Annotated in this window: 22 protein-coding genes; 8 read left to right on the plus strand and 14 right to left on the minus strand. The window is 68.2% G+C overall.

Translation table 11 applies throughout. From position 1 onward, the window contains the following. Positions 1-4 precede the first annotated feature (4 nt). A complete protein-coding gene (locus ACIIOY_RS08500) occupies positions 5-388 on the plus strand; it encodes a response regulator (RefSeq protein ID WP_411034213.1) in 384 nt (127 codons plus the stop codon). A gap of 17 nt (positions 389-405) precedes the next feature. Here ACIIOY_RS08500 and ACIIOY_RS08505 read toward each other — a convergent pair whose 3' ends face one another. From ACIIOY_RS08505 to ACIIOY_RS08540, 8 genes are all read right to left on the minus strand, one after another. Further along, positions 406-2,760, minus strand: a complete 2,355-nt coding sequence (locus tag ACIIOY_RS08505; RefSeq protein ID WP_411034214.1) for a polysaccharide biosynthesis tyrosine autokinase — start codon at positions 2,758-2,760, stop codon at positions 406-408. A gap of 93 nt (positions 2,761-2,853) precedes the next feature. After that, positions 2,854-3,759 (minus strand): UTP--glucose-1-phosphate uridylyltransferase, encoded by a 906-nt coding sequence (locus tag ACIIOY_RS08510; RefSeq protein WP_411034215.1) that lies wholly within the window; start codon positions 3,757-3,759, stop codon positions 2,854-2,856. A gap of 4 nt (positions 3,760-3,763) precedes the next feature. After that, positions 3,764-4,783: a glycosyltransferase family 2 protein gene (locus tag ACIIOY_RS08515; RefSeq protein WP_411034216.1), complete on the minus strand. Its 1,020-nt coding sequence runs from the start codon at positions 4,781-4,783 to the stop codon at positions 3,764-3,766. Continuing rightward, positions 4,780-5,706 (minus strand): glycosyltransferase family 2 protein, encoded by a 927-nt coding sequence (locus tag ACIIOY_RS08520; RefSeq protein ID WP_411034217.1) that lies wholly within the window; start codon positions 5,704-5,706, stop codon positions 4,780-4,782. Before ACIIOY_RS08520 ends, ACIIOY_RS08515 begins: the two co-directional genes overlap by 4 nt. Beyond that, complete coding sequence (locus ACIIOY_RS08525; RefSeq protein WP_411034218.1) at positions 5,703-6,701, minus strand: glycosyltransferase family 2 protein; 999 nt, start codon at positions 6,699-6,701, stop codon at positions 5,703-5,705. The genes ACIIOY_RS08520 and ACIIOY_RS08525 overlap by 4 nt, the downstream gene beginning before the upstream one ends. Continuing rightward, the gene (locus ACIIOY_RS08530; RefSeq protein WP_411034219.1) at positions 6,691-7,905 is read right to left on the minus strand and encodes a glycosyltransferase; all 1,215 of its coding nucleotides are present in this window, start codon (positions 7,903-7,905) and stop codon (positions 6,691-6,693) included. Before ACIIOY_RS08530 ends, ACIIOY_RS08525 begins: the two co-directional genes overlap by 11 nt. 11 nt (positions 7,906-7,916) lie before the next feature. After that, positions 7,917-8,702 carry an endo-1,3-1,4-beta-glycanase ExoK gene (gene exoK / locus ACIIOY_RS08535; RefSeq protein WP_411034220.1) on the minus strand — a complete coding sequence of 262 codons (786 nt, stop codon included), beginning with the start codon at positions 8,700-8,702 and terminating at the stop codon, positions 7,917-7,919. A gap of 4 nt (positions 8,703-8,706) precedes the next feature. Continuing rightward, entirely contained in the window at positions 8,707-9,798 is a 1,092-nt protein-coding gene (locus ACIIOY_RS08540; protein ID WP_411034221.1) for an acyltransferase family protein, read from the minus strand. On the opposite strand from ACIIOY_RS08540, the gene ACIIOY_RS08545 reads away from it, so the two are divergent. Then, positions 9,770-10,279, plus strand: a complete 510-nt coding sequence (locus tag ACIIOY_RS08545) for a hypothetical protein (protein WP_411034222.1) — start codon at positions 9,770-9,772, stop codon at positions 10,277-10,279. The genes ACIIOY_RS08540 and ACIIOY_RS08545 overlap by 29 nt on opposite strands. Here ACIIOY_RS08545 and ACIIOY_RS08550 read toward each other — a convergent pair. Beyond that, positions 10,203-11,678, minus strand: coding sequence for a lipopolysaccharide biosynthesis protein (locus ACIIOY_RS08550; protein ID WP_411034223.1), 1,476 nt, complete (start codon positions 11,676-11,678; stop codon positions 10,203-10,205). The genes ACIIOY_RS08545 and ACIIOY_RS08550 overlap by 77 nt on opposite strands. Before the next feature lie 121 nt (positions 11,679-11,799). Here ACIIOY_RS08550 and ACIIOY_RS08555 point away from each other — a divergent pair, with 121 nt between their 5' ends. Further along, positions 11,800-12,759 (plus strand): glycosyltransferase family 2 protein, encoded by a 960-nt coding sequence (locus ACIIOY_RS08555; protein WP_411034224.1) that lies wholly within the window; start codon positions 11,800-11,802, stop codon positions 12,757-12,759. Positions 12,760-12,819: 60 nt separating this feature from the next. Continuing rightward, positions 12,820-13,752 carry a polysaccharide pyruvyl transferase family protein gene (locus ACIIOY_RS08560; RefSeq protein ID WP_411034225.1) on the plus strand — a complete coding sequence of 311 codons (933 nt, stop codon included), beginning with the start codon at positions 12,820-12,822 and terminating at the stop codon, positions 13,750-13,752. A 10-nt stretch (positions 13,753-13,762) separates the two neighbouring features. Here ACIIOY_RS08560 and ACIIOY_RS08565 read toward each other — a convergent pair whose 3' ends face one another. Next, positions 13,763-14,761, minus strand: coding sequence for a glycosyltransferase family 2 protein (locus ACIIOY_RS08565; protein WP_411034226.1), 999 nt, complete (start codon positions 14,759-14,761; stop codon positions 13,763-13,765). A 105-nt stretch (positions 14,762-14,866) separates the two neighbouring features. Further along, positions 14,867-15,190: an exopolysaccharide production repressor protein gene (locus ACIIOY_RS08570; RefSeq protein WP_411034227.1), complete on the minus strand. Its 324-nt coding sequence runs from the start codon at positions 15,188-15,190 to the stop codon at positions 14,867-14,869. A gap of 714 nt (positions 15,191-15,904) precedes the next feature. On the opposite strand from ACIIOY_RS08570, the gene ACIIOY_RS08575 reads away from it, so the two are divergent. The 4 genes from ACIIOY_RS08575 (at position 15,905) to ACIIOY_RS08590 (ending at position 20,230) form a co-directional block, all read left to right on the plus strand. Further along, positions 15,905-16,582, plus strand: a complete 678-nt coding sequence (locus ACIIOY_RS08575) for a sugar transferase (protein WP_411034228.1) — start codon at positions 15,905-15,907, stop codon at positions 16,580-16,582. 102 nt (positions 16,583-16,684) lie between these two features. Further along, positions 16,685-17,902: a polysaccharide biosynthesis/export family protein gene (locus ACIIOY_RS08580; protein ID WP_411034284.1), complete on the plus strand. Its 1,218-nt coding sequence runs from the start codon at positions 16,685-16,687 to the stop codon at positions 17,900-17,902. Positions 17,903-17,909: 7 nt separating this feature from the next. Then, positions 17,910-19,187, plus strand: a complete 1,278-nt coding sequence (locus ACIIOY_RS08585) for an O-antigen ligase family protein (RefSeq protein WP_411034229.1) — start codon at positions 17,910-17,912, stop codon at positions 19,185-19,187. Beyond that, complete coding sequence (locus ACIIOY_RS08590) at positions 19,184-20,230, plus strand: acyltransferase family protein (protein ID WP_411034230.1); 1,047 nt, start codon at positions 19,184-19,186, stop codon at positions 20,228-20,230. Before ACIIOY_RS08585 ends, ACIIOY_RS08590 begins: the two co-directional genes overlap by 4 nt. Here the strand turns inward: ACIIOY_RS08590 and ACIIOY_RS08595 are convergent. The 3 genes from ACIIOY_RS08595 to ACIIOY_RS08605 are packed head-to-tail and all read right to left on the minus strand — an operon-like array spanning position 20,227 to position 22,905. Next, entirely contained in the window at positions 20,227-20,982 is a 756-nt protein-coding gene (locus ACIIOY_RS08595) for an iron ABC transporter ATP-binding protein (RefSeq protein WP_411034231.1), read from the minus strand. The two genes, ACIIOY_RS08590 and ACIIOY_RS08595, sit on opposite strands and share 4 nt — an antisense overlap. After that, on the minus strand, positions 20,979-21,950 hold the full coding sequence (locus ACIIOY_RS08600; protein WP_411034232.1) for an iron chelate uptake ABC transporter family permease subunit: 972 nt from the start codon (positions 21,948-21,950) through the stop codon (positions 20,979-20,981). Before ACIIOY_RS08600 ends, ACIIOY_RS08595 begins: the two co-directional genes overlap by 4 nt. Further along, a complete protein-coding gene (locus ACIIOY_RS08605) occupies positions 21,940-22,905 on the minus strand; it encodes an ABC transporter permease (RefSeq protein ID WP_411034233.1) in 966 nt (321 codons plus the stop codon). The genes ACIIOY_RS08600 and ACIIOY_RS08605 overlap by 11 nt, the downstream gene beginning before the upstream one ends. Positions 22,906-22,931: the final 26 nt, after the last annotated feature.

Consider the following 22,931-nt stretch of genomic DNA (forward strand, 5'->3'; position numbering starts at 1 on the left):
CGACATGCGCGTTCTGATCGTCGAGGACGAGTTCCTGATCGCCGAACTTCTGAAAAACGTGGTGCAGGATTATGGCTATGAGACCATCGGCCCGGTCTCGACCGTGGAGCAGGCGCTCGCCTATGCGCCGCGCGCCGACATAGCCCTGGTGGATCTCGGACTTTCGGACGGGCACAGCGGGCATCTTCTCGCCCGGCGGCTGATCGACCGTTTCGGGATCGACGTCATCTTCGTGACGGGCGATCCCGGCGCGGTCCAGCAGGGCTTCGACGGCGCGCTCGCGGTGGTGCGCAAGCCCTTCCGGGACGAGGAGATCGCCGACGCGCTGGCAAGGGCGTTCGACAAGCGCAGCCGCTCGGTCGCCCGGCCGAGCGGCGTGTCCAGCTAGCCTTTTGCTTGCCGCCTCTATTGGCGGCGGGCGATGTCCTGCACCCGGTCCGTGTAGTACTGGTCGTAGAGATCCCGGTACTTTTCGGCTCCTCCCGGATCGCTGTAGCGCGGAAGGGCGGCCATGTCCGTCTTGTTGAGGATGACGCCGAGCACCTTCGCCTCGATCCGGTGTTCGGCGGAAAGAAGATCGCGCACCAGGTTGGACGGGGTCTTGCCCCACTCCACGACGAAAAGGAAGCCGTCGGCAAGCGGCTCGAAGGCCTTGGCGTCGACGACGGGCCCGAGCGGCGCCAGGTCGACGATGACATAGTCGAAGGCCTGCCGGGCCTCCTCGATGAGGCGCTTCATGTCCGGCGAAGAGATCAGCTCGTTCGCGTCGTGCCGGCGGGCATCGCCCTGGCGGATCGCGATCGGCAGGATGGCGAGCTTGGACTGGCGGTCGATCTTGAGCACCTGGTTCCAGGTGGTCTCGCCGAGGACGGCCTCGACGAGGCCCGTCTGCGGCGCCGGCTTCATCATGGCGCTGAGGCCGGGCCTGCGCACGTCCGCATCGATCAGCAGGGTCCGCTTGCCGCTGATGGCGAGCAGGGCGGCGAAGTTGGTCGCGACGGTGGACTTTCCTTCGCCGGGCAGGGCCGAGGTGACCCCGATCACGCGGGTATCGCGGCCCTGGAGCATGACGTCGCTGGCCAGCTTCGCGTTGCGGAGCGTTTCGGCGAACACGGAGCGGGGCGCATCCAGCACGACGCGGGTCATGCGCTCGAGGGGGATGATGTCCACCTCGCCGGCGGCCGGCGGCTCGGCTTTCACCGCCTTGGCGCCGATCATCGCGGGCCTGCGCCTTTTCCGTCCGCCGACCAGCGGCAGGTAGCCGAGCGGTTTCAGCCCGAGGACGCTGCGCACGTCGTTCTCCAGCCGGAAGGAGCGCTCGCGCATTTCCTGCACGAAGGTCAGCGCGCCGCCGGCCATCAGCCCGAGCACCAGCGACAGGCCGAGCACCATCGTCTTGCTGGGGCTCGACGGCGAGACGGGCACGCCGGCATCCGAGATCACCCGCGCCTTGGCGATCGGGAACGACTGCTTCTGCGAGGCCTGCTCGTAGCGGCTGAGATAGGATTCCGAGAGCGCCTTGAGCGCCGTCGCCCTCTGCTCCAGCTCGCGCAGGCGCACGGAGGAGCGGTTCGCCTCGGCGTTGTTGCCGGCCACCTTCTCGATGCTCTCGCGCAGCGACACCTCGCGCGAGCGGGCGACGTCGTATTCGTTGCGGTAGCTTGCCGTGAGCTGCTGGAGCTCCCGGTATATCTGCCCGGCGAGGTCCTCCCTCTCGGCCCTCAGCGCGGCGGCCTGCGGGTGGTCCGCCCCGAAGTTCCGGGCGATGTCCTGCGCGCGCTTGACGACGGAATTGTAGCGGCCGCGCAGCTCCTGGAGCACCGAGCCGTCGGCCTGCTGCGTCGGTATCGACGCGTTTTCGACTGCCCTGTCCGGCCCCTGCTCGACGATGGCCTTGAACTGGGCGTAGCGGGCGGAGGCGCTTGCCGCGTCGGCCTGCGCGAGGATAAGCTGGCTGTTGAGGTCGGCAAGCTGCTGTTCCGACATCAGCTCGCCGCGCGCGGTGGTCAGGCCGTTTTCGTTCCGGTAGCGCTCGACCTCCAGCGCGGCCTCCTGGGCGCGGGCCTGAAGGTCGGTGAGCCTTTCCTGCAGCCAGGCCGAGGCCTGCTCCGTCGCTGTGAAGTTGGCGCTCAGCTGGTCCTCGAAGAAGGCTTCCGCATAGCGCTTGGCGACCGCGGCGGCGAGCTGCGGATCGGTCGAGCGGAAGGAGACGGCAAGCACCGCGCTGCGGGCGACGCGCTCCACCGTGAGTGACTGTTGCAGCATGGCGGCCGCCTTCTGGCGGCGTCCGTCCGCGAGCGCGGCCTGCGACGCTTCGGGATCGCCGGACGCAAGGGAGCTCGCCGACCTGACCCAGGACTTGGCGATCGCGACGGGCGACTGCGGCGGGTTGAGGATGGTCTCGTTGTCGGCAAGCTTCAGGTCGTCCACCACGCGCAGCGCCAGCCGGCCGGATTTCAGGATCTCGACGGCGCTCGCGATGCGCATGTCCACCTGCTGGCTGCTCTGCGGCGAGGGCTCGCTCTCTTCCGCATAGCGCGAAAGGTCCTCGTCGAGCAGGATCTGCGTCATGGATGTGTAGACCGGCGTGGCGAACAGCAGATAGGCCACGCCCAGCGCGACGGCGAGGGCGACCGCGAGCCCGATCAGCCGGGCCCGGCGAACGAGGATCGACAGCAGGCGATTGAGGTCGATGAAGGAATCGGACGGATCCGGCTCCCGTCGCAGGATGCTGCTGTGCGGTACGGTGCGTTGGTGCATGGGGCTCCGTTCTGCCTCTCGGCTCGATGGAAAGCTGCTTCCTCCCGCGGGTGACGGCCCCGGCCCGGACGGCGCCGGTCCGGGGCCTCTTCCTTATGCCGCACGAATCCGGCTCTCGTGCGACGACACCATGTCGCGAAGGGATTCGTAGACGGCGCCGCCGATGTCCGGACGGGCCAGCGCGAAGGCGACGTTGGCCTCGATGAAGCCGTGCTTGGAGCCGCAGTCGTAGGTGCGCCCCTCGTAGACGTGGGCGTGGAACGGCTGCGTCTCGGAGAGTTTCAGCATGCTGTCGGTGAGCTGGATCTCGTTGCCCGCGCCGCGCTGCTGGCGGGCGAGGTGCTGGAAGACCTCCGGCTGGAGGATGTAGCGCCCGTTGAGGAAGAAGTTGGACGGGGCTTCGCCCGCCCGCGGCTTCTCCACCATGTGGGTGACGGCGAAGCCGTGGCGCACGGCCTCTCCCTTGCCGACGATGCCGTATTGCGAGGCCTCTTCCGGGGCGCACTGCTCCACGCCGACCACGTTGCCGCCGACCTCCCCGTAGAGGTCCATGAGGCCGGAGAGGCAGCCGCGCGGCCCGAAGGAGACCATGTCGGGCAGGAGGAGCGCGAAGGGCTCGTCGCCGATGAGGTCGCGGGCGCACCAGACCGCATGGCCGAGGCCGAGCGGGGCCTGCTGGCGCGTGAAGCTCACGGAGCCGGCCGCGGGCAGGAGCCGGCCGAGCTCGCTGACCTTGTCGTCCTTGCCGGACCGCTCCAGCGAGGAGATCAGTTCCGGCGTGTCGTCGAAATGATCCTCGATGACCTGCTTGTTGCGGCTCGTGACGAAGACGACATGCTCGATGCCGGCCTCGCGGGCCTCGTCGAGGGCGTATTGCACGACCGGACGGTCGACGATGGTCAGCATCTCCTTCGGCATGGCTTTCGTGGCCGGCAGGAAACGGGTTCCGTTGCCGGCGACCGGGATCACGGCCTTGCGGACGGTCTTGGTTCTCTCCATGGCATTATCCTTTGTTCTTGAGCGCCAGGTCTTGCGCTGTCGATGGGGACGCCGCCGCGCGGGGCGCGGCCGTCTTGCGATGGGTCGACGGCGCCGTGAGGCGGCGCCATCGGGCAGCGATCGGCATGGCGAGATGCCGGAGCGCGACGGGATCGCCGAGCGCCACCTTGAGGGCGGACCCGAGCGAACGATTCTTGAGGTGGCGGACGAGCGAGAGGAAGGCGTGCGTTTCCCGCAGGTTGCGGGTGCGCCGGCGCTGCGCGGCGGCAGCGGCGCCCGCAAGGGCGAAGCGGTCAAGGAAGCGCCGGTCGCCTTCGAGCATCGCCTCCACGTGATGCACATGGAGAACGCGCGAGATCGAGGATTCGCGGATGTGGTAGGTGTAGCCGGCCTCGGGAACGACCGCGCACCGGCCGCCGGCGGCGAGCGCGGAGGCGAGCAGCAGGTAGTCCTCGCCGATCCGCAGCTCCTCGTCGAAGGCGAGCCGGCTGTCCTCCAGGAAGGCGCGGCGGAAGACCGGCTTCATGTAGCCGAAATTGTGCGCGCTGCGGAAAATGCGGTTGGAATCGATGAAGTCCGCCAGCGTCAGGTGCGGCATGCGGGCGAGGCGGTCTTCCGCAAACATCCGCTCGACGCGTCCGTCGAGGTGCAGCACGTCGAGATTGTCGACGACGACGGCCGCGTTCTCCCGTTCGCCGGCCGCGACAAGGCGGCGCAGGCGGCCGGGCTGCATCGTGTCGTCGGAATCGAGCACGGCGATCCACCGGCCGTTCGCCGCGGCAAAGCCCGCGTTGCGCGCCCCGCCCGGCCCCCGGTTGCGCTCGAGCGCGATCAGCCGCACGGCAGCCTCGCCGAGCGATGTCACGGCCGCGCGCGTTTCGTCCGCCGAGCAGTCGTCGACGACGACGACCTCCACGCTCACGCCCTCCTGCGCGACGGCGCTGCGGATCGCGCGCCCGACCGTATCGGCCGCGTTATAGGCGGCGATCACGACGCTGACGTCGGGGGCGGATGCATCGCTCATCGGGCCGCCTCCAGCTTTCCGTAGGGCTCGATGGCGCGCGCGCCGAAAAGGCCGCCGACGGCGCCGGCATGCAGGAGGCCGCGTAGCAGGAAGCGGTTGCGCCGCACCGGCAGGAAGGCGAGCGCGCCGGCGCCGGCAAGGCACGCCGCGCATTTTGCCGCGGCAAGGGCCGCCGCGCCCGCCCGCGCGGCGCCCTCATGCCGTTCGGCAAGGAGGCGGCCGTGCGTCTGGCCCATGCGCAGCCGGCGCTGCGCCAGCCAGGAAAAGCTGGCGCGGGAGGAGGGCACCGGCTCGTTCACCCAGGCGTCCTCGGCAAAGGCGATGCGGCCGCCGGCGCGGTGCACCTGGTCGAAGAAGGCGGTGTCCTCGCCGCCGCTGCGTCCGAGCGCCAGGTCGAAACGGCGTCCGGCGAGCGCGGGCGCGGCAAGGCGCATCAGCACGTTGCAGGTATAGCCGGTGCGGATCTCGCCGTTCACCCAGACGGGGCGGGTGGCATGGAAGTCGCCCTGCCGCATCCAGGCGGGCGCGTCGGGCCTGTAGAGCGCGCGCACCGGCCCGAGGACGACGTCGGCGTCTTGTGCCTGCGCCTCGGCCAGCAGCCGGTCGAGCCATTGCGGCTCCACCGTCTCGTCGTCGTCGACGAAGGCGACGAAATCGGCATCCGCCTCGTCGAGGCAGGCGTTGCGGGCGATGGAAATGTTGCCGGCCGGGCAATGGACGTAGATCACCTCCATCGACAGGAAGGGCCTCGCGGCCTCGACGCCGGCGCGGGCGCTCGGTTCGGCATCGTTGTCCGCGACGACGACGCGCAGCCGGACGCCCGGCGGCACGATCAGCCGGGCGAGCGAGGCGAGCGTCTCCGCCAGCGCCTCCCGCCGGAAGGTGCAGACCGCGATGTCGACGCGGAGCGGCGGGGCCGTCATGCGGGCACCCTGCGCTGGCGGATGTCGAGGACTTCGCGCCAGAAGCCGGCCGACCAGGCGAAATGCATGATCATGGCCGAGACGGCGGCGAGCGGGCCGTAGGGGTTGCGCTGGCCGAGCGCCATCCAGGCGCCGTAGCCCATGCAGGCCGCCGCCCAGAGGACGAAGGGCACGGCCGCGATCCAGGTGATTGCCGCGAGGAACGCGCCGACGGCGACCGGCGCCACCATCAGCGGCAGCAGCTGGCGAAGGCCCGGGCGCGAGCGGTGCTTGAGGAAATTGCGCGCCCGGCCGCGGCCGTAGCCGAAATATTGCTTGAAGAGCGGCAGGGCGCTGGCGCGCGGATAGTAGACCATGCAGGTGCGCGCGGTCATCCAGATGCGGTAGCCGGCCTGCCGGAGCCGGTAGTCGTATTCGGCGTCCTCGTTGGCGGTGAAGGTCTCGTCGTAGCCGCCGACGGCGCGGAAGGCGGAGATGCGCATCAGCGCGTGATGGCCGTGGTCCGCCCAATGGCTCTCCGCCCCCGCACGGTGCTTGGCACCGCCATTGCCAAGCACCGAGTTCTGCGCGACGGCGGTTGCCTTCTGGAAGGTGCCGAAGCCGACGGTCTGCATGGCGACCACGACGGAATCGGCCCCGGTCGCCAGCGCGTCCTCCACCAGCACGCGGCAGTAGTCTTCCGGATAGGTCCCGTGCGCATCGATGCGGATGAGGTAGTCGTGCTCCATGCCGAAGGTCGCCACGGCAAGATTGATCGCCGCGCTCTGGATGCGCTTCGGGTTGTCGAGTACATGCATGTCCGGCACGCTTGCGGCGAGGCGGCGGGCGATGTCCCCGGTGCCGTCCGTGCTGTCGCCGTCGACGACGACGAGCGTGGCGTTGAGCCCCTGCAAGGCCGGCTGGAGCTGGCGGACGAGCGGCTCGAGGTAGCGGGCCTCGTTGAGGCACGGAATCACGATCAGGCAACGCACGGATGTTACAGCGTCAACGGTCATGGCAATCCACCTTGTTTGCGACGAGGGAGGGAAGGGGACGGGACATCGCCGGCTGCGTGCCGGGCGGGCGGAGGGCGGCGAGGCGCTGGACGAAGGCGGTGCAGTCCGTGCGGTCGGCGATCCACGGCCGCGCCCCGAGCTTGACGAGATTGGCGTAGAGCGCCCGGTAGGCATCGCCGTCGAAGGCCGAGAACCGGTCGACAAGGGTTTCGACGCGCGCATCGCGAAGCGCAATGCCGACGCCGCGCTGCACGGCGAGCCGCGCCGTCTCCGTCCCGGAAAGCACGATCGGCAGGGCGCCGTGCCGGCACCCCTCGTAGAGCCGGTTGGGCAGGAGCCAGAGCGAGTTCTGCCCTTCCTCGAAGAAGTCGATGGCCCAGGTGAAATCGACCTGCGCGTAGATGGCGGAAAGGTCCTCGGGATTGCGATAGGGGCCTTCGAAGCGGATGAAGGGTTCGCGGGCGACGATGCCGTCGAAATCGTCGAACTCGCGATAGGCCGGCCGGCCGCGCAGCACCACCTCGAAGCGGCCCTCCATCCGCCGGGTGAAGGCGGAGAGGATGTCGAGGGACTTGCGGCAGCGGATCGCGCCGAACCAGCCGATGCGCCAGGGCGCGCCCGCCGGCCGCGTGCGCACGGGCAGGCCCGTTCCGCCGCCGTCGAGCTCCAGCACCTGGTTCTCCAGCAGGTGAACGGGGGCGCGGATGCCGGAGAGCGGCTTGAAATAGTGCTCGACGAAGGCCGGCGAGCTGGTGACGAGCAGGCCGGCGCGCCGGCCGAAATGACGCTCCGCCGCCCTGAACGCCCGGCCGACGGCTCCGCCGCGAAGCAGGAGGCGGTGGACGTCGAGGCATTCGTAGGCGACCGGCACCCCGCCGAAGCGCGCCGCCGCGCGGCCGGCGAGCGCCAGCATCTCGAGGTTGCGGGCAAGGACGACGTCCGGCCGGGCGACACCCTCCAGCCGCCGCGAGAGCGTCGCCGCGGCACCGGCAAGGGCGAGGAGGCGCTGGGCGAAGCGGGCATCCTCGGTCGTCCCGAGCTCCAGCGGCACGATGCCCTCGATGTTTGCGAGCCGGTTCTCGCCGCGCCGGAAGCCGGCAAGCGTCACCTCGGCGCCGCCCGCCTGCAGCATCAGCACCCGGCGGCGGACCGCCGGATCGGAAAGGTCGTGAACGAGATAGAGAACCCGGAGCGTCTGCGCCATCCGATCGCTCCTCAGTTCATCAGGCATGCGACGGAGCCGTCGAACTGGCAGGGATCGCCCTCGGCGGTGAAGGCGACGCGCTCCACTTCCAGCGTCGTCGGTCCGGCGAAGGAAAAGCGGCCCATCCAGTCGGACAGCGTGTCCGTGCCCCAGAGCGACAGGAAGATCTTCTGGGCGTTGGACGGCAGCTTCTCAGGGTCCGTCACCTCGTGCACGAGCGCTCCGTTGACGTAGTAGCGCAGGCGCTCCTTCTGCCAGACGAAGGCATAGTCGTTGAAACCGCCGTCGGCGCCGCCGGCGACCTCGACCAGCTTCTCGTTGCCGCCCTTGCCGGCGACATACTGGTTGACCTGCACGCGCGTCGTGTCCTTGCCGAGCACCTCGAAGTCGATCTCGTCGTGCGGCTTCTTGTCCGTCGGGCCGATATAGGTGAAGAAGGCCGAGTTGAGGCCGGAGCCCGTCGCCGACTTCATGCGCACCTCATAGGTGCCGTAGCCGTAGCGCTTGCGCGTCTGCACTTCGCCGCAGGCATAGCTGCGGTCGCCGCCCGCCGCCGCGTCGAAGGAAAGCACGAGCTTGCCGTCGCGCACCGCCACCTGCTTTTCCGACCAGGTGCAGTTCTGGTGCGCGCCGTTGTTCCAGCCGTCCGAGACGTACCAGACGGCCTTGTCGAGCCGGTCGAATTCCTCGACGAAGGAGGTGCCGGTCGCGCCCTCCTGGGCGGCGACGGGGCCGGCCGCGGCGAGGGCGGCGAGGATCACGCACGCCTTGAGGGTGTTCGGCAGGGAAACGGTCATTCTGTCACCTCCGTTGGGCGACGGAGCCGGCAGGCTTCATCGTCGGGTGCTGGTTTCGCTCCGCCGCGGTCCGCTTCCGCTCGCCGAGGCGGCGGCCGGTGAGGATGGCGTGAAGCGAGGGCGTGAAGCGCCGCGCGGCCGCGTGGCTCGCAACGAGGATGGCAAGGGCGAGGACCGGACTTGCGGCGTAGAACAGCGGGTAGTCTGGGATGCCGAGCCGGTTCCAGACCATCCAGAACAGGACGAGCAGCGGATAATGGGCGCAGAAGATCCAGAAGCTGAGGCCGCCCATCCGCGACAGCGCCTGGCCGGGCCCCGTGCGGATGAGAAGCGCCGACAGGGCCCAGGCGCCGAAGATGCCGGCGATGGCCGCGAGGCTGCGCAGCGTGCTGAGCCAGGCGGGGAATTCCGGGCCGTAGGCGTAGAGGGCGAGGGAAAGCAGCACCGCCATCGCCAGCACGGCCAGCACCATCGGGACGGCGAAGCGGTCCAGGCGCCTGATGTCGAGACGGTGCAGCGCGGCGCAGACGCCGAAGCTGAAGCCGAACAGGATGGATTTCTTGAGGAAGATGCCGTTCGGCAGCGGCAGGACCGCATAGGCCAGCATCAGCGCGAGCACGGTGCGCGGATAGCGCAGCACGGCAAGGGCGATCAGCGGCGACAGGACGAGGCAGAGCAAAAGATCCCGCAGGAAGTAGAGCGGAATGTTGATCGGCCAGGCCTCGACGGCAAGGCCGAGGTTCATCAGTTCGCGCGGCGTGGCGTTCACCACGTCCGGCAGGTAGCCGAAGCCGATGCCCCGGGACTGTGCGGCGTAGACGAGCACCAGGAAGGCCGTGTTCCACAGGAGGAACGGCAGGAGGATCGTCGAGGCCTTCGTGCGCAGCGTCCTGGCGTAGTCGAAGGCGTCGAAGCCGCGATGGAAGAGCAGGAAGCCGGAAATGGCGCTGAGGCACGGCACGCCGATGCGGAAGAGGCTGTCGGCCAGGAACACGCGCATCCAGTCGAGCCCGCCGAACTGTCCCAGATAGGGACTGGTCGCCGGATCGTAGGGAACATGCACGAAGATGATCCCGGAGATCAGCACGATGCGCATCAGGTTGATCCGCGCTGAAACGGTCGCGTCGATATCCACGGTGTCCGTCACCCCTCTGGTGGCCGTTCCCCCCGGACGGCGTTTCAAACAAGAGCAGACTCGAGCCTACGAAGAGGAGTTTGTGGGACAGGACGGCAAAAAATATGGCGACGCAGCAAAATTGCGGACCGGTTCGGTTGCATTGCAGCATAGCGTGCCGCGCCGGGAACGGCGGAAACCCGCCTCCCGTTTGCCGGGGGCGGAAGATCCAGCGCCCGTCCGCCAATACTTTGCAGTCTATTCGAATATACTGATCGAGACGCAATTTCTGGATGAAAACGGCGCCGAATTTTTTTCGTGCTGCTTTGTGGATTTCATCGAGGACTGCGGCAATTGCGGCGCGGCGGCGCCGAATTGGGGCGGGCTCAGGGCAGCCCGGCAACGGCCGGCCTCGGCCGGCGGGCGAGGTCGAGGAGCTTTCGCAGCAGCGGACGTTCGGTGAGAAGGACCAGGACTGCATAGACCACGCCGCCGAGCGCGATGCCCAGGCCGATCTGCAGGACGGGATGGACATGGTGGGCGAGGTGGTGGTCGAGCACGTAGCGCACGGCGACGGCCATGAGCGCGGCGGAGAGCATGGGGCGGACGGACCGGTAGAAGCCGGAAAGGAACGGCGTTCCATCGGCGCGGAACACCACCCAGGAATAGCCGACGAGGACCAGCGCATTGACGATGCAGAGGGCGACCATGGCCCCGATGAGCGTGCCGCCATAGGCGCCGTAGGCGACCGCCGCGGTGGTCGCCACGGCGCGGCCGACCGCCCACCAGAACAGCGCCCCGCCGTTGCCCGACCCCTTGAGGTAGGGGATGAAGGTGCTGCAGGGCGTCAGGAGGCCCTTGGAAAGCGCGAGCAGGCCCAGCACCGGCCAGGCGGCCGCCCATTGCGGCCCGAACAGGACCAGCATGGAAGGCTCCGCGAGGGCCCACAGGCCGAACATCATCGGCGCGAGCATCAGCGTCGTCACCTGCGTGCTGAGCATCAGCGCCTGCGAGCGGCGCTCGCGGTCGTGCATCATCGCGCTGAAGGCGGGAAAGAGCACGCCCATCACGCCCGACAGCACGACCTGGTTGGGAATGCTGGAAAACCGGTTGGCGGCCGAATAGGCGCCGGCATCGGCAAGGCCGAGGAACCGCGAGATCACCACCATCGGCGACTGGAAGGTGACGAAGTTGGCGATTTCCGAGCCCATCAGGCCGAGGCTGAAGCGCGCGAGCCGCACCACCTGCGCGAGGCGGAACCGCAGCCGCGGCAGATAGCGGGAGACGAAGAACAGGCCGGCGAGCCGAACCACCCCCGCGACGAACAACTGGGCGACGAGCGCAAAGACGCCGAAGCCGACGAGCGCCAGGATCACGGCGGCGATCGCCGCGATCGATTCGGAGATCATGCTCCACAGCGCATCCCGGCTGAACTGCATGCGCCGCGCGACGAGCGCATAGGCGACGTCGCCCGCAAGCTGGAGCGGAATGAGCAGGCACATGAGGCGCAGGAGATAGGCGGCATCCGCCGCGCCGAACCAGCCGGCGAGCGGTTCGGCCCAGATGTAGAGCCCCGCCGCCATCAGGAAGGCGAACGCCAGGTTGGCCCAGAAGACCGAGTGGATCGTCTCCTCGTCTTCCCCGGCCTCCAGGATGAGCGCGGAGGCAAGGCCCGCCCCGCCGATCATCGCCAGGAACTGCACGACGGCGAGCGCGACCGCCACCGCGCCGAACTCCTCCGGCGTCAGCAGCCGGGCAAGAATGGGCACGGTGACAAATTTAAGCCCGAATGTGCTTGTCTTGGATAGGACGCTCCAGCCGACGTTTCGCGTCACCGACTTCGCGTTCACATGCTGGGACATAGCGGATTCCTGCTGAAAAGGGAGCCTTGACGACGACGACAAGCCTGCGCCGGAAACGGCCGCGCCCCCGTGGGAGGAGACCAGACGAACCTCTTTCTAGAGAAACCACAGGGACGAAAAGATGGCGAAGCTGACAGTTATCATCCCCTTCTACCAGAAGGAGCCGGGCATTCTCGGACGCGCGCTCGCGTCCGTCTTCGCCCAGGAATTCAAGGACTTCGACGTCATCGTCGTCGATGACGAATCGCCCTATCCGGCCGATGGGGACATCGTGGGCCTTTCGCGGGAAGAGCGCGCGCGCGTGCGCATCATCCGCCAGGAGAATGCCGGCCCGGGCGGGGCGCGCAACACGGGGCTCGACCATGTGCCGGCGCAAACGCAATTCGTCGCCTTCCTCGATTCGGACGATACCTGGACGCCCGGCCACCTCGCCGCGGCGCATGCGGCGATGACCGGCTTTTCGGCCGATTGCTACTTCGCCTCGATCACCGGCGGCGATGAATTCTACTACCATTTCGGCGTCGCCGACCTCGAACGGACGGAGGCCGTCGAGCGGCTCAGCGACGATCCGCTGCTCATCGAAGTCCCCGGCCTGACGCAGGTCATGCTCAAGAACTGGAGCTTCCTGCATCTCTCCTCCATGGTGATCGGCCGACCCCTGTTCGAGCGGGTGCGTTTCGACGCGGCCCTCAGGCTGGCGGCGGAGGACGTGCTCTTCTTCTGCGATTGCGTGCTCGCCGCCCGGCGCGTCGTGCTCGGCGGGGCGGCCGGCGCCGTTCGCGGCGAGGGGCTCAACATCTTCCACGGCGTCGACAACGATTCGCCGCAGTTCCTGCGCCAGCAGTTCAACACCTGGGTGGCGCTCGACCGGCTGGAGTCGCGCTTCGCCGAACGGCCGGCCGAAGTCGCCTCGCTCCGCTCCTACAAGCAGACGGCCCGGCGCCAGGCGCTCTGGAGCCAGGCGCGGCGCCTCAGGCACCGCAAGCTCCCGCAGTTCGACATGCTGGCGCGCTGGGCGATGCGCGATCCGCGCATCCTGGCGAGCGCCGTCGAGCTTGCCGTCGGCAAGTTCTCCCGTTGATCCCGGGGCGGGCCGCAGGCGGCCGCTCCCTTCGCAACACGCTCTTCCAAGGAGTCGGACATGAAGCCCTATTACTGGGAATCGCAGCACGGCAATTTCGGTGACGACCTCAACCTCTGGCTCTGGGACTTCCTGCTGCCGGGCTTTCGCGAGGTGCACCCGGACGTGCTGCTGGTCGGCGTGGGCACGGTGCTGAACCGCGCGCTCCTGCCCGCGGAAGGACGCAAGCTCGTGCTCGGCAGCGGCTTCGGCTACGGGGACCTGCCGGACATGCGCGACAGGAGCCTTTGGGACATCCGCTGCGTGCGCGGTCCGCTGACCGCCGCGAAGGCCGGCGTGCCGGAAGACCTCGGCGTCATCGACCCGGCGGTGCTGGTCGCCGACATGCCCGAGTTCGCCGGCCAGCCGAAGCGCTACGGATGCGCCTTCGTTCCCCATTGGGAATCGGCGGTGGCGGGCCTCTGGCCGGTGGTCTGCGCCAAGGCGGGCCTCCACTATATCGATCCGCGCGGCGAGGCGAAGGCGGTGATCCGCGAGATCGCGCAGTGCGAGCTGATCGTCGCCGAATCGATGCACGGCGCCATCCTGGCCGATGCCTTCCGCGTGCCCTGGGTGGCCGTCAGCACCTCCGCCAACATCAACAGCTTCAAGTGGCGCGACTGGGCCTCGACGGTCGGTGTCGAGCACCGGCCCCGGCGCATCCCGATCTCCACCCGGGCGGAGGCGATCATCAAGGGGGCCCGCTTCTGGGGCGTCGACTACGAGGGAACGGCAGGCGCGCCGGCGGCGGCGGAGGGCGGTGTCGCCGTGGCCGGCGCGGCGCCCCGCTCGGGCCTGCGCCTTGCGGCCAAGCAGGTGCTCGCCGCTCCCTCGACGCTGGCGCTATGGCAGGCGAGCCGGGCCGAGCCGCAGCTCAGCGCCGATGCGCGCCTTTGCGAGCGCAAGGCGAGGCTCTACGGCATCCTGGAAGAGGTGCGCCGCGACTATCTCTGAAGCGCGGCGGTCAGCCGGCATCCGCGGGCAGCAGGTAGCGCAGCCCGCCCTGTGCGGAAGGGGCCTGCGGGCGGACGCGCCGGCGCGCGGCGTCCAGCTTGTCGCGCAGGATGCCGCCGGCGACGGCCGGCATCGCCCCGGGGTTCTCGATGGCATAGGCGATGGCCGCGCCGGCACCGCCTTCCCGCTTGCGGTCGAGGAAGTGCCGCAGGGCATGGCGCTTGCCGATCTGCCGGCAGTGCCGGCGCATCGCGCCCGCCGCCTCGGACGGGACGTTGCCCGCCGCGAGGATGGCACGCTCCGCCTCGTGCAGCGCCTCGAGGTCCCGCGTCCGGTGCTGCCCGCTCAGCGAATCGGCGCGCACCACCGCGCCATAGCCGCAGCTCTCGATGACGGTATAGCGCGCGCCGGCAAGAAGGGCGCGCACATAGAGCTCGTAGTCCTCGCCGAGGCGCATGTCCTCGCGGTAGCGCAGGCCGTGGGCGTCGAGGAACGACCGGCGCATGACGGGCTTGAGGAAGCCGAGTTCTCCCCGCGGCGCCCCGCGGCGGGAGATGTTGCCGAGGATGAAGGCCTTGAGGTCGAGCCGGCGCGGGCGCGGGGCGAATTCGGCCGGTCGGCGGGAAGGATCGGCTTTCTCCATGAAGGCGATGTTGTCGGCGATGAAATCCCAGTCCCTGCAGGCGAGCATCCGGCGGAAGCGGCCGGGAAAGAAGAAGTCGTCCGCATCGAGAATGCTGATCAGCGGCGAGCGCGAAATGGCGATGGCATGGTTGCGGGCCGCGGAAGGCCCCCTGTTCGTCCTGAACCGGATGATGTCCAGCCGCCGGCTCGCATCGTCGGCCGCGGCCGCGGCCGCCATGGTGCGGTCGTCCGATCCGTCGTCCACCACCACCACTTCCGCCACGTCGGGTTCGGCAAGCGCCGAGCGCACGGCCCGGCCGATCGTCTCTTCCGCATTCTTCGCGGCAATGATGACGCAGACCTTTTCATCCTGGGTCACGATCACATCCCTCTCACGCGTTGAACATCGGCGCGAGCCACGCTCGCGCTGCAATGCAGCATGAAAGGGGAAAAGGGCACAAAAACGGCCCCCGCGCGGGAGGCGGGGCGGTCAGGGTTTCGAGTGGCCGGGCTCGTTCATCGAAACGGGGACCTTCGGCGTGGCCTTGTCGACCTCCTGCTTGCCGCGCATCCCCTGCTCGGCCTCGGCCCTCCGCTCCTTCGCCGTCCGCCAGACGAGGTAGAGCGTGGCCAGGAAATAGCCGACCTGGATGAGGACCGCGCAGACGAGGGTCTGGATCGCCGTCGTCGCGATGGAGCCGGTGCTGAGGTAGGTCACGACCGCGAAAGCCACCAAAGCGATCGCCATGCTCAGGAAGAAGCGCGGCGCATAGGCCGGGCTGTCCCGCCATTTCGTATCCGGCGTTCGTTTCATCGATGGGTCCGCCTTCTCCTCTGAGGCTCGTTCGGACTATAGGGTGCCGTTGCGCTCCGTGCAATCACTGGTATTAACCAGAGAGCGGAAGGCCTGTTCCGATCCTTGCCCAATTGTCTTGCGCTTCCGTTAAGGCGGTCTCTTCGGCCCGCCGGGGAATCGCCTTGCCTTCTTCTCGCCCAGATTCCGCCGCGTCCCGCGCCTTGCGAGCCCGCAATTGCGCCGAATAGGCGAGCTTGTAGAACCGGGCCGCATCCGATGGGTTGCGCTTCGTCAACCGTCCGATCAACTTTTATTACAATATGAGGCATTCCTTACGGAAAAAATGTGCACCGCAAAATAATATTGCAATGCAAAAAAATCCGCGATCTCCAGGTATCCGCACCGGGTAAAACGGGAATTTTGAAAAGGAAGGCTGTATAGATACGTAAAACCGGGGGAAGATTTCCGGTCAAAAGAAGTGATGCCGGATATAACCTGCCCGGCGGGCGCGCGATTTCGCTGCCTTCGCCGGAGAAATTCGGCAATGGTTACTTGATGGATACTTGGAAAGATAAAATTTTAGGATATTAAGATTTTCTTAAATGTGGGAAGCCCGGAATTTATCCCACATCTCACGCTGTGAAAAACAAACTGTGACCATACACTCGGCATTGGATGTCGGAACGCGTCCGAGGGACCCGACCAAATCGCAAATCCAATGGAGCCATCTCTATGAAGTCCGCGAGTCGATCGGCCAGTTCGCCGTTTTTCAGTTCGGTTACAGCCGGTGCTCCGCCGGTGGGGGGGATATCGAAACGGAGCTTTGACATTCTGGTGGCGCTTGCCGCCCTTGTCGTGCTCAGCCCGATCTTCGTGCTGATCATGGCGCTCGTGAAATATTCCGACGGCGGCAGCATCTTCTACGGCCACCGCCGCGTCGGCTATAACGGATCGACCTTCCGCTGCCTGAAGTTCCGCACCATGGCGGAGAACGGCGATGCCATCCTCCAGAAATATCTGGAGCAGAATCCGGCCGCCTACGAGGAATGGCGCACCACGCGCAAGCTGCAGCACGATCCGCGCGTCACCGTCGTCGGAACGGTCCTGCGCAAGCTCAGCCTCGACGAGCTGCCGCAGCTCATCAACATCCTCAAGGGCGAGATGAGCATCGTCGGCCCGCGTCCGGTCGTGGAGGACGAGCTGGAGCTCTACGAGGCCTGCGCCGTCTATTACCTGCGCACCCGCCCCGGCCTCACGGGCCTGTGGCAGGTCAGCGGGCGGAACGACGTGTCCTACGAGAAGCGCGTGGCCTTCGACACGCACTATGTCCGCAACTGGTCGCTGACCACCGACCTCGTCATCGTCGCCCGCACCATCCCGGCCGTCTGCCTGTCGCGCGGCAGCTACTGAACCGAAGGTCGCTCCCGCGTCCGGCCGGATCGCGGGAGACGAGAGATAGGGGTTTTTATGAAGTCGATCTCAAACGCGGCCCAGGCCGCGACCGCCTTTCCCATGAAAGTGCTCGGCGGGCTCTGCCTTGCCCTCATGCTCGCCGCACAGCCGGCCCTTGCGGAGGAATACCGGCTGGGCGTGATGGACAAGCTGCGCATCCGCGTCGCGGAATGGCAGACCGCCGAGGGCGCCATCCGCGACTGGAGCGCCGTCAGCGGCGACTACAGCATCGGCGCCGACGGTTCGCTCTCCCTGCCGTTCATCGGCCAGCTGGCGGCCGACGGGCGCACGACGGCCGAGCTTGCCGAGGAGATCGGCAAGAAGATGCAGATCCTGTTCGGCCTGCGCGACCTGCCGTCCGCGTCGGTGGAGATCGCCGAGTACCGGCCGGTCTACCTTGCCGGCGAGGTGCAGACGCCGGGCGCCTATCCCTATGCGCCGGGGCTCACGGTCCTCAAGGCGGTCAGCTTCGGCGGCGGCCTCAGGCGCGCGGAGCCCGGCCAGCGCTTCGCCCGCGATTTCCTGCGCTCGGAAGGCGAGGCCGCCGTCTATCTCGCCGAGCGCAACCGCCTCCTCATCCGGCGCGCGCGCATCCTCGCCGAGATGAACGGCGCCAAGGACATCGAGATGCCGAAGGAGCTCGGCAATTCGGACGAGGCGCGCGCGATCATGGAAAGCGAGAAGGCGCTGATGGCCTCGCGCGAGAAGCGGCTGCGGCTGCAACTGACGGCGCTGGCCGACCTCAAGTCGCTGCTCACCAACGAGATCGATTCGCTCGGCAAGAAGTCGGAAACCCAGACGCGCCAGCTCGAACTCGTCCAGGGCGACCTGTCGAAGGTGGATTCCCTTGCCGAAAAAGGCCTTGCCGTCAGCTCGCGGCGCCTTGCGCTGGAGCAGCGCACCGCGGACCTGCAGGCGGCGCTGCTCGATATCGACACGGCCTCGCTGAAGGCCAAGCAGGACATCAACAAGGCCTCGCAGGACGAGACCAACCTCACCAACGACTGGGACGCGCAGCTGGCGCAGGAGTTGCAGAACACCGAGCAGGAGCTCGACACGCTCGCGCTGAAGCTCGGCACCAGCCGGGACCTGATGTCCGAGGCGCTGATGCAATCGGCGGACGCCGCCGCGCTGAAGGGCGGGCTTTCCGCCGCCAATATCGGCTATTCGATCCTGCGCACGGTCGGGGGAAAGACCGAGCAGATCCGCGCCACCGAGACGACGCCGGTCCTGCCGGGCGACATCGTGAAGGTGGAATTGAACCTGGCGACCCAGTGAGGCCGCCATGCGGATCGCGAAGACGCGCCTGATCGGACCCGCCGGCAACGAGACCTATGCCGCGGCCGCCGTGGCCCTGTCCTTCTTCGTCTTCGCCTATTCCTTCCGCTTCGGCCAGGCGTCGATCCTCGCCTATTACGCCCTGTGGCTGCCGCTCGTCGCCGTCGACTACAGGCGCGTCCTCGGCAACTACAGGCGCTATCTCTGGATCTTCGCCTTCGCGGTGTTCGCCTGCCTTTCCGTCTTCTGGTCGCAGGCGCCCGGCGCCACCGCGCGCGCCGCCGTGCAGTACCTCTCCCATGTCGTCTGCGCGCTGATCGCCATGCGCGTCGTCGACACGCGCACGCTGGTGCGGGGCGGGCTTATCGGCACGGGGCTGGTGCTCGTCTATTCGCTCGCCTTCGGCGTCTACCATCTCGATCCGCTCGACGGCACCTACAGCTTCGTCGGCGCCTTCGCCTCCAAGAACCAGCTCGGCTTCTACGCCTCGCTCGCCGTGCTCTTCGCCTTTGCCGCCCTCTTCTTCGGCGCGGAACGCGGCCTGTGGCGGATCGGCGCCGCCGGCTGCGTGCTGGTTGCCCTTTACTGCCTCAAGGCCTCGCAGTCGGCGACGTCCGTTCTGACCACCGCCGCCGTCGCCGGCCTCTGCCTTGCGCTGCGCGCGCTGGAAAGGCTCGCGCCCGCCGACCGCAAGATGCTGTTCCTGGTGCTTGCCGTGCTCGCCGTCCTCGGGCTTGCCGCCGCGGCCTATGGCGGGGGATACGAAATGCTCCTCGGCGCGTTCGGCAAGGACGCGACGCTCACCGGCCGCACCTACCTCTGGCAGCAGGGCATCGAGGCGGCTGGCGAGGCGCCCTTCGCCGGCATCGGCTACCAGGCGTTCTGGGTGCAGGGCTTCGCCGAGGCCGAGCGGCTCTGGGCTGCCTTCTTCATCAGCACGCGCAGCGGCTTCCACTTCCACAACACCTTCATCGCCGCCACCGTCGAGACCGGCCTGATCGGCTGCCTCCTGCTCTCCATGGTGCTCCTCGCCGCCCTCATCGGCCATCTGCGCCGGCTCCTGTCGGCGGCGCGGGACGTGGAGGCCCTGGTGCTGTTCACCGTCGCCTTCCTGCTGGCGGTGCGCACCTTCGTCGAGATCGACATCCTCAACCCCTACCACGTCGGCTCCTTCCTGCTCTACTTCGCGGCCGGGAAGCTGGCGGACAGCCGGAGGAGCCTTGCGGTCCATTCTCCCGCGCACGGGTGGCCCGCCCTGCGCCGGCAAGGGGCGACGCGCGCATGACGGCCACGGACCGGCCGGCGGAAGGCCGGGGAACGCTTTACGGCATCCAGTACCTGCGCGCCTTCGCGGCCCTTGCGGTCGTCCTCTTCCATGCGGCCGAGCGCAGCGGTTACGCATTCGCGATCGGCGCGGCCGGCGTCGACGTCTTCTTCGTCATCAGCGGCTTCATCATGTGGGTGATCGTCGACCGGCGCCCGGTCGCGCCGGGCCGGTTCCTGCTCGACCGCATCCGCCGGATCGTGCCGGTCTACTGGCTGGCGACGGGCCTCATGGTGGCCGGCGCGCTTGCCGGCCTCTTCCCCAACCTGGTGCTGACGGCGGACCACGTGGCCGCATCGCTCCTCTTCGTGCCGTCGCGCTCGCCGAGCAGCGGCGAGATCTGGCCGGTGCTCGTCCAGGGCTGGACGCTCAACTACGAAATGTTCTTCTACGCCGTGTTCGCCGCCTGCCTCCTGCTGCCGGCCCGCCTGCGGCTGCCGGCGATGGCCGCGGCCTTCCTGCTGCTGGTGGCGATCGGCCTTGTGGCCGAGAGCGATGCGCCGCTGTTCGTCACCTATACGCGGCCGATCATCCTGGAATTCGTCGCCGGCATGCTGATCGCCCGCCTGTGGCTCGCCGGCCGCATCCCGCGCCCGCCCATCGCCCTCGCCCTGATCGGCCTCGGGCTTGCGGGCTTCGCGGCGATCGGCATGCTGCGACTGCCCTTCGACGAATGGACCTGCGGCCCGCTCGCCTGCGCGATGGTCTACGGCACCGTCGCCCTCGACAAGGCGAGCGGCGTTCCGCGGCTCAAGATCCCGGCGATGCTGGGAGATGCGTCCTATTCGATCTATCTCTGGCACACCTTCGCGATCTCCGTCGTCGCGAAGGCCGGCGCCGCCTTCGGCCTTCCCGCGCCGTCCGTCTTCATCGCCTCGGCCCTGGCGGGGCTGGCCGCCGGGCTCTGCGCATACCGCCTCGTCGAACGTTCGCTTCTGCGCGGCGGCGGTTTTGCCGCCGGGAACAGGCGCCTTGCCGCCCGCGCATACGACCAGCGGCCCTAGAGGTAATAGTTGGCGAGCCTTTTGCCCGCCGTGACGGTGACCTCGAAGGCGGTGCCGTAGAGCTCTTCAAGGACCGCCGGATGGATGATCTCCTCCGGCGTGCCCTGGCGGAAGATGCGGCCGTCCCGCATGGCGACGATGCGGTCGGCGTGGCAGGAGGCGAAGTTGATGTCGTGCAGCACGACGACGACGGTCTTGCCCAGCTCGTCGGCGGCGCGGCGGATCATGCGCATCATCGCGACGGCATGCCGGATGTCGAGATTGTTGAGCGGCTCGTCGAGGAGCACGTAGTCGGTATCCTGGCAGAGCACCATGGCGACGAAGGCGCGCTGCCGCTGGCCGCCGGAGAGCTCGTCGAGGAACCGGTCGCGCAGCCCCGCCAGGTCCATGTAGCCGAGCGCGTTCTCGATGTGGCGGGCGTCCTCGCGGGTCGGCCGGCCGCGCGAATGAGGGTAGCGGCCGAAGGCCACGAGATCGCCGACCGTCAGCCGCGCCGTCATCTGGTTGTCCTGCCGCAGGATCGAAAGGCGCCGGGCGAGCACGTCGCCGGGCGTCCTGGCGACATCGAGCCCGTCGACGGTCACCGTGCCGGCGTCGAGGCCGGTGAGGCGGCTGATCATCGACAGCAGCGTGGACTTGCCGGCGCCGTTCGGGCCGATGATCGCGGTCACGCCGCCCGCGGCGAGAGTGAGGCTGACGCCGTCGACGACGGTTTCGTCATAGCGCTTGACGGCGTTCTCGACGCGGATCATCGGGTTTTCCCCCTTACGAGCAGGATGAGGAAGACGAGGCCGCCGACGAACTCGATGACGATGCCGACGGCGGTGTCGAAGGCGAAGAGGCGTTCCAGCACGAGCTGGCCGCCGACGAGGCTGATGACGGCGGCAAGCACCGCGGCCGGCAGCGTGAAGCGGTGCAGGCCGAACGGCATGAACTGATAGGCGAGGCTCGCGACCAGGAGGCCGAAGAAGGTGACCGGGCCGACGAGCGCCGTGGAGACCGACACGAGCACGGCGATGATGACGAGGATCTGCGTCGTCACCCGGCGATGCGCGACGCCGAGGGCGATGGCGTTCTCCCGGCCGAGCGCGAGGATGTCGAAGGTGTGGAAGAGCCGCCAGCCGGCAAGGCTCGCCGCGGCGATCAGCAGGACGGAAAGGGCGAGGAGGCGCGTGTCGAAGCTGTTGAAGCTGGCGAAGAGCCGGTCCTGCAGCACGATGAATTCGTTCGGGTCGATCACCCGCTGGAGGAAGCCTGAGACGCTGCGGAACAGGATGCCGAAGATGATGCCGACCAGCATGAGCACATGGAGGCTGCGCACGGCGCCGGAAAAGAGCCAGCGGTAGAGCAGGCAGGAAAACAGCACCATCGCGCCGCACTCGACGGCAAAGAGCAGCCGCGGATCGATCGCGCTCGTCGCCTGGGCGCCGAGGAAGAAGACCATGACCGTCTGGATCAGCGCGTAGAGCGCGTCGAAGCCCATGATCGACGGGGTCAGGATGCGGTTGTTGGTGATCGTCTGGAACAGCACGGTCGAGACGGCGATCGCATAGGCGACGAGCAGCATGCCGCAGAGCTTGGCGCCGCGGAAGGGCAGGACGAAGGACCAGCTTCCCTTCGCACCGAGCGTCATGAAGAGAAGACAGGCGGCGAGCGCCAGGACGGCGAGAAGGACCAGCGTTCGGCGGGAACGGGCGAGGAGGACGGCTCTAGGCTGCACGCGAGCGCCTCCTCAGCACGAGGTAGAGGAAGAAGGCGCTGCCGAGCATGCCGAGCACCGTGCCGACCGGCACCTCGAACGGCGCGATGACGAGCCGGCCGACCATGTCGCAGACCAGCACCAGCCCCGCCCCGCTGATGGCGATCCAGGGCAGGGAGCGGCGGAGCCGGTCGCCCATGGCCATGGCGACGAGGTTGGGCACGATGAGGCCGAGGAACGGCACCATGCCGACCGTCACCACGACCGACGCCGTGACCATGGAGACGATGACGAGGCCGAGCGCGACGACGCGGCCGTAGTCGACGCCGAGATTGGTGGCGAAGGCCTCGCCCATGCCGATGACGGTGAAGCGGTCGGCCGCGGCATAGGCGAGGGCCGTCAGGGCGAGGGAGAGCCACAGGAGCTCGTAGCGGCCGCGCAGCACGGCGGAGAAGTCGCCGGTGGTCCAGGCGCCGAGCGATTGCAGCATGTCGTAGCGATAGGCGAAGAAGGTGGTGACGGCGTTGATGATGCCGCCGAGCATGATGCCGACCAGCGGCACCATCAGCGGCGAGCGCAGCGGAATGCGCGTCAGGATGAGCAGGAAGAGGCTGGTGCCGGCGAGCGCGAAGGCGGTCGCGACGAGCATCTTCATGTAGACGGGCAGCCCGGGCGCCAGGAGCAGCACGGTAAGGATGCCGAGCCCGGCGGATTCGACCGTGCCGGCGGTCGACGGCTCGACGAAGCGGTTGCGCGCCAGCATCTGCATGATCGTGCCGCAGACGGCCATGCCCGCGCCGGCGAAGACGAGCGCCAGCGTGCGCGGGATGCGCACCTCGACGAGGACGAGCCGCGCGGTCGCGCTCTCCCCGGCCAGGACGGCGGAAAGCGAAAGGTCGCTCACGCCGACGAGGACGCTTGCGACCGAAAGCAGCACGAGGGCCGCAAGGGCGACGAGATACTTCAAGGCGGGCATTCACCTGCAATGGCATGGCGGGGCCG

The organism is Shinella agrisoli (genome assembly GCF_046557955.1).
In the GTDB taxonomy this organism is placed as follows: Bacteria; Pseudomonadota; Alphaproteobacteria; order Rhizobiales; family Rhizobiaceae; genus Shinella.

Coding starts and splice junctions, on each gene's coding strand:
- ACIIOY_RS08500 (WP_411034213.1), top strand. CDS start 5: ATGCGCGTTCTGATCGTCGAGGACGAGTTCCTGATCGCCGAACTTCTG.
- ACIIOY_RS08505 (WP_411034214.1), bottom strand. CDS start 2,760: ATGCACCAACGCACCGTACCGCACAGCAGCATCCTGCGACGGGAGCCG.
- ACIIOY_RS08510 (WP_411034215.1), bottom strand. CDS start 3,759: ATGGAGAGAACCAAGACCGTCCGCAAGGCCGTGATCCCGGTCGCCGGC.
- ACIIOY_RS08515 (WP_411034216.1), bottom strand. CDS start 4,783: ATGAGCGATGCATCCGCCCCCGACGTCAGCGTCGTGATCGCCGCCTAT.
- ACIIOY_RS08520 (WP_411034217.1), bottom strand. CDS start 5,706: ATGACGGCCCCGCCGCTCCGCGTCGACATCGCGGTCTGCACCTTCCGG.
- ACIIOY_RS08525 (WP_411034218.1), bottom strand. CDS start 6,701: ATGACCGTTGACGCTGTAACATCCGTGCGTTGCCTGATCGTGATTCCG.
- ACIIOY_RS08530 (WP_411034219.1), bottom strand. CDS start 7,905: ATGGCGCAGACGCTCCGGGTTCTCTATCTCGTTCACGACCTTTCCGAT.
- exoK (WP_411034220.1), bottom strand. CDS start 8,702: ATGACCGTTTCCCTGCCGAACACCCTCAAGGCGTGCGTGATCCTCGCC.
- ACIIOY_RS08545 (WP_411034222.1), top strand. CDS start 9,770: ATGATCCCGGAGATCAGCACGATGCGCATCAGGTTGATCCGCGCTGAA.
- ACIIOY_RS08540 (WP_411034221.1), bottom strand. CDS start 9,798: ATGCGCATCGTGCTGATCTCCGGGATCATCTTCGTGCATGTTCCCTAC.
- ACIIOY_RS08550 (WP_411034223.1), bottom strand. CDS start 11,678: ATGTCCCAGCATGTGAACGCGAAGTCGGTGACGCGAAACGTCGGCTGG.
- ACIIOY_RS08555 (WP_411034224.1), top strand. CDS start 11,800: ATGGCGAAGCTGACAGTTATCATCCCCTTCTACCAGAAGGAGCCGGGC.
- ACIIOY_RS08560 (WP_411034225.1), top strand. CDS start 12,820: ATGAAGCCCTATTACTGGGAATCGCAGCACGGCAATTTCGGTGACGAC.
- ACIIOY_RS08570 (WP_411034227.1), bottom strand. CDS start 15,190: ATGAAACGAACGCCGGATACGAAATGGCGGGACAGCCCGGCCTATGCG.
- ACIIOY_RS08575 (WP_411034228.1), top strand. CDS start 15,905: ATGAAGTCCGCGAGTCGATCGGCCAGTTCGCCGTTTTTCAGTTCGGTT.
- ACIIOY_RS08580 (WP_411034284.1), top strand. CDS start 16,685: ATGAAAGTGCTCGGCGGGCTCTGCCTTGCCCTCATGCTCGCCGCACAG.
- ACIIOY_RS08585 (WP_411034229.1), top strand. CDS start 17,910: ATGCGGATCGCGAAGACGCGCCTGATCGGACCCGCCGGCAACGAGACC.
- ACIIOY_RS08590 (WP_411034230.1), top strand. CDS start 19,184: ATGACGGCCACGGACCGGCCGGCGGAAGGCCGGGGAACGCTTTACGGC.
- ACIIOY_RS08595 (WP_411034231.1), bottom strand. CDS start 20,982: ATGATCCGCGTCGAGAACGCCGTCAAGCGCTATGACGAAACCGTCGTC.
- ACIIOY_RS08605 (WP_411034233.1), bottom strand. CDS start 22,905: ATGCCCGCCTTGAAGTATCTCGTCGCCCTTGCGGCCCTCGTGCTGCTT.